This is a genomic window from Micromonospora sp. NPDC049645, assembly GCF_040675155.1.
GTDB lineage: Bacteria > Actinomycetota > Actinomycetes > Mycobacteriales > Micromonosporaceae > Micromonospora.
The window spans coordinates 1-6,681 of sequence record NZ_JBFAOI010000036.1; the positions used below are offsets into that span (position 1 = coordinate 1).

11 protein-coding genes are annotated in these 6,681 nt (G+C 67.7%); 5 read left to right on the plus strand and 6 right to left on the minus strand.

Going from position 1 to position 6,681, the window contains the following annotated elements:
• Positions 1 to 105: 105 nt before the first annotated feature.
• From AB0J33_RS31060 to AB0J33_RS31080, 5 genes are all read right to left on the minus strand, one after another.
• Positions 106 to 600 carry a hypothetical protein gene (locus AB0J33_RS31060; RefSeq protein ID WP_363618705.1) on the minus strand — a complete coding sequence of 165 codons (495 nt, stop codon included), beginning with the start codon at positions 598 to 600 and terminating at the stop codon, positions 106 to 108.
• Positions 601 to 692: 92 nt separating this feature from the next.
• Positions 693 to 1,247 (minus strand): hypothetical protein, encoded by a 555-nt coding sequence (locus AB0J33_RS31065; RefSeq protein WP_363618707.1) that lies wholly within the window; start codon positions 1,245 to 1,247, stop codon positions 693 to 695.
• Positions 1,248 to 1,364: 117 nt separating this feature from the next.
• Entirely contained in the window at positions 1,365 to 1,547 is a 183-nt protein-coding gene (locus tag AB0J33_RS31070; RefSeq protein ID WP_363618709.1) for a DUF397 domain-containing protein, read from the minus strand.
• A gap of 30 nt (positions 1,548 to 1,577) precedes the next feature.
• Positions 1,578 to 1,820 (minus strand): hypothetical protein, encoded by a 243-nt coding sequence (locus AB0J33_RS31075; RefSeq protein ID WP_363618711.1) that lies wholly within the window; start codon positions 1,818 to 1,820, stop codon positions 1,578 to 1,580.
• A 10-nt stretch (positions 1,821 to 1,830) separates the two neighbouring features.
• Entirely contained in the window at positions 1,831 to 2,121 is a 291-nt protein-coding gene (locus AB0J33_RS31080; protein ID WP_363618713.1) for a hypothetical protein, read from the minus strand.
• A gap of 127 nt (positions 2,122 to 2,248) precedes the next feature.
• Here AB0J33_RS31080 and AB0J33_RS31085 point away from each other — a divergent pair, with 127 nt between their 5' ends.
• Genes AB0J33_RS31085 through AB0J33_RS31105 form a run of 5 tightly spaced genes read left to right on the plus strand, consistent with a single transcriptional unit; the run spans position 2,249 to position 5,086 of the window.
• Complete coding sequence (locus tag AB0J33_RS31085) at positions 2,249 to 2,686, plus strand: YbaB/EbfC family nucleoid-associated protein (protein WP_363618715.1); 438 nt, start codon at positions 2,249 to 2,251, stop codon at positions 2,684 to 2,686.
• A gap of 4 nt (positions 2,687 to 2,690) precedes the next feature.
• Positions 2,691 to 3,017 (plus strand): hypothetical protein, encoded by a 327-nt coding sequence (locus AB0J33_RS31090; RefSeq protein ID WP_363618717.1) that lies wholly within the window; start codon positions 2,691 to 2,693, stop codon positions 3,015 to 3,017.
• On the plus strand, positions 3,014 to 3,715 hold the full coding sequence (locus tag AB0J33_RS31095; protein ID WP_363618719.1) for a WXG100 family type VII secretion target: 702 nt from the start codon (positions 3,014 to 3,016) through the stop codon (positions 3,713 to 3,715). The genes AB0J33_RS31090 and AB0J33_RS31095 overlap by 4 nt, the downstream gene beginning before the upstream one ends.
• Positions 3,716 to 3,725: 10 nt before the next feature.
• Positions 3,726 to 4,427: a hypothetical protein gene (locus tag AB0J33_RS31100; RefSeq protein ID WP_363618721.1), complete on the plus strand. Its 702-nt coding sequence runs from the start codon at positions 3,726 to 3,728 to the stop codon at positions 4,425 to 4,427.
• A complete protein-coding gene (locus AB0J33_RS31105) occupies positions 4,424 to 5,086 on the plus strand; it encodes a pentapeptide repeat-containing protein (RefSeq protein WP_363618723.1) in 663 nt (220 codons plus the stop codon). Before AB0J33_RS31100 ends, AB0J33_RS31105 begins: the two co-directional genes overlap by 4 nt.
• Before the next feature lie 189 nt (positions 5,087 to 5,275).
• Here AB0J33_RS31105 and AB0J33_RS31110 read toward each other — a convergent pair whose 3' ends face one another.
• Positions 5,276 to 5,608, minus strand: a complete 333-nt coding sequence (locus tag AB0J33_RS31110; protein ID WP_363618725.1) for a hypothetical protein — start codon at positions 5,606 to 5,608, stop codon at positions 5,276 to 5,278.
• Positions 5,609 to 6,681: the final 1,073 nt, after the last annotated feature.

The following is a 6,681-nucleotide window of genomic DNA, read 5'->3' on the forward strand; positions in this document are numbered from 1 at the left end:
CATTGATCTGAACGGCCTGCGCAACATCGAGTTCGGCGTGACCGAGGACGAGCTGGCCCGACGCGGCATCCTTCGGACCCGCCCGGCCGGTCAGCCCCACGTTGCTCAGCACGGGCCGGCACCCTCGTCGAAGAGGCGGCGGGCCCAGTCCGCGTACCCGGCGATGGTTTTCCGGACCGTGCGCCCGTCGTGCAGGAACAGGTACGCGCGGTCGCCGCTGCGGGCGAGCAACCCGTCGAGGCGGTGCGTCCCCTGTGGAGCGCGGAGTCGGCTGACCTCGGGGTAGCGGTCCCAGACCTCGTCGACGGGCGAGCCCGCCGTGATGCCCTCCGGTGTCCGCATCGGGTCGCCGACCCAGAGCAGCACGAGTTTGTCCTCCATGAAGACCGGGCTGACCGTGTCATGGCCGGCGAGCACCGGCCCGCAGGCATCCAGGCTGGTCCGCAGGATGCCGCGTCGGGCCAGCTCGTCCTCGGTCACGCCGAACTCGATGTTGCGCAGGCCGTTCAGATCAATGATTTCCACGCTGCCGGCGGGCCGGCCCTCCGGAATCGGTCCGGTTGGCGGCACGCCGCTGCCAGCGATCGAGGCAGCAGTCATCAGCGTGGCGATAAACGCAAATTGTCGCAATTTCATGGAATCCCCCAGTCCCCAACGGAACGGGAGCGTTCAGGTTGCTGCCGATCGTCGGATTACTGGTTTTCCCATTGCTCGACCAGCTCATCCCAGTAGTCGGCGCTGAGTCGACGCCGCCCGTGCGCCAGCCAACCCTCGGTGTTGCGCTCCAGGTGCAACCCGAGTTCGGCGAACGGGTCGATCCACGTGCCGGGTTCGACGCCCAGTCGGGTCAACGCCCCGTTGATCGGCCACTGCTCGCGCGGCGCATCCAACTCGTCGTCGAAGCGTGGACCCCAGGACAGCGACCCGCCCAACCACACCGCCGCCGACTGGTAGCCGACGCCACCACCGAACTCCGCCTCCAGGTAGGCCACCGGCCCCGACTGCGACCAGCGGGCCAGCACCTCGGCCAGCGTCGGCGACAACACCAGGCCGAACGGGTACTCCGCGCTCCGGTCGTCGGTCGCGAAATCCGGCAGCGACCCGGTCAGCTCCACCACCAACTGCGGCGTGATCGGCAGCAACGCGAAGTCCTGGCGCAGCTCACCGAGGACCGCGTGATCCAGCTCGGCGGTCTGCTCGCGGAGCAGTTCAACATCCGCAACCACCGCGCTGAGCTGGTAACCCATCGATCCCTCCGCCGTCCACAGCCTGTGGATAGAACATGTGTACGACGGATTCCGGAGGCCGTCGGCCCCTCGAACGCTACCGCTTGCTCCCCCGCGCCAACGTCGGTCGAGGGCCGTTCAGGGCCGCCGGGCGAGCTGGGCGACGAACGCGTGCCACGCCGCGGGCGCGAAGGTGAGCGCCGGAGGCGGGTCCTTCGAATCGCGTACGCCGACGACGCCGGGCAGCCCGTGCTGCCGCGCCCGTGCCCGTGTCCACCTGTAGAGCTGCCCCGTCTCTGGGGCAGCTCTACAGGTGCGCATCCTGGGCATGCCCCCGGGCGGCCCCGAGCGTCAGGGGCGCCAGATTGCCACGTCGATGTCGCGTCGCCGTTCGGCGAAACGGTCGTTCCGCGCCGCCGAAGTCAAGAGGTGGCGCAGGTCCTCCGAGAAGGCCGGGAGTCGGTCGGCGAACAGGTGTGGTGCCGCACTGGAGAGCGAGAACACCGCCGAGACGATCTCGTCGACCGAGCGTTGCACCACCATCCCCTGCGTGACGGTGACCCGGGTGGGCCCGCTGAAGCCCGCCGCCCGCATGATCTCCCCCTCACCGGACGGAGTCCCCGTCGGCAGCCACCCCTGCCCGGCCCGGCGGACCGGTCCGAGGTAACGCGCGACCAGCTCGTCGACCTGCTGCCAGGGCGGTCGGGGGCGCGAGCAGGAGCGTCAGCGATCCGGGGCCACAGCCGACATCGAGGAGCCGACCGGTGCCGTCGAGGTCGAGTGCGGTGTCGATCGCCTCGGCCAGACTGGGCGGATAGGGCATTCGGCCGACGGTGTAGTGGCCGGCGCTGCCCGCGTACAGAGTCTCGTCCCATTCCCAAATTGCGGCAGCCATGACGTCGATGAGACCACAGGGCCAGGCGTGGGGACGGTCACCGACTCGCAGGTGGACAGTCGTGCAGGCGTTCTCATGTTAATCTCGCTGCGCTAGGCATGATCACCTTGAGCGACCGAGGGGACACATGACGGCCGAGGTTCCACCTGCGGGGGGATTGCTGGACCCGGGCGGCGCCATGGATCGGCTCGCCGCGTGGAAGGGTCGCCTGGACCAGTTGGCGACCGCCACCGACGCGATGAGCGACCGCATCCAGGAACTGCGAGTGACGGTCGCCGACGGCAACGGGCTTGTGGAGGTCACTGTCGACTCCGTGGGCGCGCTTGTCGATCTGCGACTGGGGCAGCGGGTGCAACGTGTCGCCCCCGACGTCGTCGCCCGGACGATCATGGCCACCATCGCCGACGCCAAGCGGCAACTGGCCGACCGCGCCCAGGGGATCATCGCGGACACTCTGGGCACCGAATCGGCCGCCGCGCGCGCCATCGCCGAACGCGTCGGGCAGCAACTGCGCGACGCCGAGCCGTCGGTGGGCGGCCCGGACGAGCAGCACGGCCGGTGGTAAGGCCGTGAGCAGCGGATTCGAGGTCGACGCCGAGCAGATCCGCCAGCACGCGCGCAACATCGAGGCCCTGCGGGCGCGCTTCGGGGCGGTCAAGAACGCCAGCGCGCACATCACCCAGGACGACGCGGCGTACGGGCTGCTGTGCGGGTGGATCTCCGGGATCCTGGAGGGCCGGCACACCCGGCAGGACGAGCTGATCGCGTACGCCGAGGAGAACCTGGCCCTGGTCGTGAAGGGCCTGGGCACCACCGCCGACAACTACGCCAACGCGGACGTGGACTCCCACGACACGATCCGCAAGGTCGGCAGCCAACTGGACCCGGCGTCATGACCGACGCCTCGCTGATCGCCGACGTCCAGTCGACCCGTAAGCCCTGGACCGGCGCGGCCGCGGCGGACAGCTTCCAGGGCCTGGTCGACGCCATCCACAGCGAGGGTTGGGTCGACGACCTGCTGGCCGGTGCGGCGTTCGGCGTGGAGGCCGTGGCGACGGTGCTGGACCCGTTCAGTGCCCTGCTCGCCAACGGGCTGGGCTGGGCAATGGAGTACTTCGAGCCACTGCGCGAGATCCTCGACCAACTCACCGGCATGCCCGACGTGGTGACCTCCCACGCGGCGACCTGGAACAACATGGCCGCCGAGCTGGAGAGCATGGCCACCGACCTGAAGACGCACCTCGGGGCGGACATGCCCGGCTGGCAGGGGCAGGCCGCCACGGCGTACCAGGCGTTGATGGCGCACAACGTCACCGGGATCGACGCGCTGAGCGGCATCTCCGCCGCGATGGCCGCCGCGACCCAGGCCGCCGGGAACCTGGTGGCGTTCACCCGCGACATCGTCCGCGACCTCATCGCCGACCTGGTGGCGCGCGTGATCGTGTGGGCCATCGAGGCGATCTTCGTGGTCACCATCCCGGCGATCGCCGCGTCGATCGTTGCGGCAGTGGTCAAGTGGGGCGGACGCATCCTCACCTACGTCGGCGCCCTGATCATGAGCCTCACCAACCTGTCCAAGCTGCTGAACGGCTAGGGCGCAGACGATGGCGAAACCCAAGACGCCTCCCGGCGGGAACGGTGACGGTGGAACGACCTCGCGGCCGGGTGACGGCGACAGCGACATCCCGGGGCAGCGGCACCGCACCTCCACCGAGGTGCCGGAAACCGTCACCGGCGGGCAGGACATCGCGGCCGAGGAGTTCAAGCTCGGTCGGCCGGGTGGCGACTCCGCCGACCCGCCGGGCCGTCCGTCCGGCGGGGACGACGATTACCAGACCCCCAAGCCCGGCACCCCCGAGTACGAGCGGCGGTTGGAGGAACTCGCCGCCGACCCGGCCCACAACGGCAACATCAGCGCCAAGTCCCGGATCGAGGCCGAGGTCGGGCTCGCGGCCGAGGCGGAGGGAAAGATTCCGGGGCCGATCCAGCGGGCCGAACTCGACAACTCGGATCCCGCATTCCAGAAGGACCAGGGTGAGTTCGTCGATTCCAACGGGGAGAACTGGGACGTCAAGTCGCCAAACGATTTGTTCCCGGCCGGACGGCGGGCTGGTGAGCCGATGCCCGAGGGTATGAGGGGCCGCTACGATGGCGAGGAGTTCGAGCAGAAACTCGCCGACGAGGTCGCCGGTGGACAGAACGTCATTCTCAACACCCGGAACCTGTCGCCGAGTGCGTTGGCCGACCTCAAGGCGCGGGTCGCTGATCGACCGGAGTGGGACGGCAAGGTGGTGTTCGACAAATGAGTAGGTACAAGCGTGCCAGCGGCGACGTGCTCCGCTGGCCAGACAGCCCCGACGCTAGGGAAGCGCTTGAGGAGTGGTTCGCCGACCCGTCGCCGACAGCGTACCTGTCGGGGGATTTTCTTGATTTTCGCGGGGCGGACCTCAGCCGTCTCGACCTGGCCGGCGCCTATCTCGCCAATTCCCACCTGGTCGGCGTCCGATTCGAGGAGGCCAACCTCGGCGACGCCAACCTGACCAACGCCGAGTTGCGGGGCGCGGATTTCTCCTTCGCCGACCTGGCCAAGGCGGAAATGGTCGGTTGCTCCGCCGGTGAAGCGCTGTTCCGCTCGGCTCGGCTGTTCGCCGTGCAGCTCGACGACGCCGTTCTGGAGGGGGCGGATCTCCGGCACGCCATTCTCAATTCCGCCAAGCTCTACAAGACCGATCTGCGCGGTGCCAACCTGGAGTTGGCCAGCCTGCGCTGGTGCACGCTGGGCGGCACGAGCATGCCGACGGTGCTGACCGGCGCGAGGATGTTCGGCTGCCAGTTCGAGGGCGCGAAGGGGGCCGTCGTCGGCCCGGTCCTCGTCGACGAGGACGCGACCCGCTCCCTCGGCGGCGCCGAGTTGGAGGCGTGGTTCGCGGGGCAGGGCGCGGAGCACGTCCAGGTGGTGGGCTGACAGGTGGTGGGCTGACCCCACCACGGAGACGACTCAGGGCCGGTCCCCGTGGGGGCCGGCCCTGTCGTTCGTGCTGCTCAGGTGAGCGGAGGATACGAGATTCGAACTCGTGAGGGTGTAATCTCGGCGGATTTTATGTCCAACTGTCTTCGATGATGGTGGGCCGGTCCCACCGGCCCACCATCATACTCAGAACATGTGAATTTCCCGCGTCTGTCCATCCGGGCTGACCACGCGAAGTGACTCTCCAGCGTCAATCATCCGTTGCACCCATGCATACAATTGCACTGCGCGGTTAATCGTCTCGGTCTTATTGTCTCCGGTAGACTCGCTGACTTCTTCTAGTGCGGCCATTGTTCGAGGAAGCAGATTGACGGTTACCTTCGTCAGAGATCCTCCATTGCCTCGCGTCGTCGGTGGCCCGGGTGGCGCCTGATTTCCCTCAGGCACGAGCTGCTGCCGTTCGACGTCTTCGTCGCGATTCGCTGCTACGGTGCTCTCTGGAGCGGTGGCTGTTGGCATCGCTTCTCCTCTTGTCGACCCTCACTCGGGTCCAGCCCTCCCCGTGGGCTAGCCCCGCACCCGACTGAGGCCTCTGCGGGAGTCTGGGGTGGCGTGCACGCACCGATCTGATCACCCCCGGGCCTTGATGATCATTCGCTACGTCAGTACTACCTTGCCGGACGGTTGTCCTGGAAGGCAACCCCAGGCCGTATGATATACGGCTCTTAACTGGTCTGATGGGCTTAACGACGGAGGGTAACCGCTGGTTTCGGCCTCAAGCGTCCCGGTTTGGCAGAACCAGGACACCCACCCCACGTGGTACGGTACCGCCCGAGTCAGAGGCGATCAGAACCAGCTTCTGTACCTCTGGAAGCTGGTCGGAGGGTCTCGTACGTTGCATCATGGTGAACCTTCGACCCGAAGGACAGGTTCATGTCCAGCAGGAACAACACAAGATTGGCGCAAACAAGGGTGGACCTTACGACCACCGAGCGCCAGCCGGACCCCTCGGATGAACAGCGAGGGCGTCTGAGGATTCACCTCAAGGGGGTCGAGTGGGAGGGGGGCAACCTCTCGTCGGCGGGGGTTACTGCCGTAGTCGGGCTCTTTCTCGCCGGTGGGCTTGCGACCGCGACCGTGATCGGTGCCTTCCAGGCCGCATCAGACGATGTGCTTGCTGTGCTTCTGGGGGGCGGGGTCCTCGTCGTGGCGATCACGATCGCCACCATCATTCTTGTCCGAACTGTCAGCGGAGACGGACAGCGTGTCCGATTGGGCTCACGTGCAGCCTCAGCGAATCGGGCGGGCAATGGTTGGCGGGGCGGCGACCAGCAGGGCAAGGTGGTGCGTCGACGCCAGGGTCGCTAGAGGAATGTCTACGGTGGGTGGAAAGCGGTGCGGCGGCAACCGCATGTGGCTCTTCAGCCTCGGCCCTGTCTAACCCTAGAGGGGTGTGCGAGTTGAGCACCTCCGCCTGGCTCAGGCCGTGCGAATGGGGCTGAACCAAGGCGGCAGTCGTAGTAGAAGCGGCGAGGCCGCCCCTCGCGAGGGGCGGCCACGCCGCTTCTACTACGACTGCCGCCTTGGTTCAG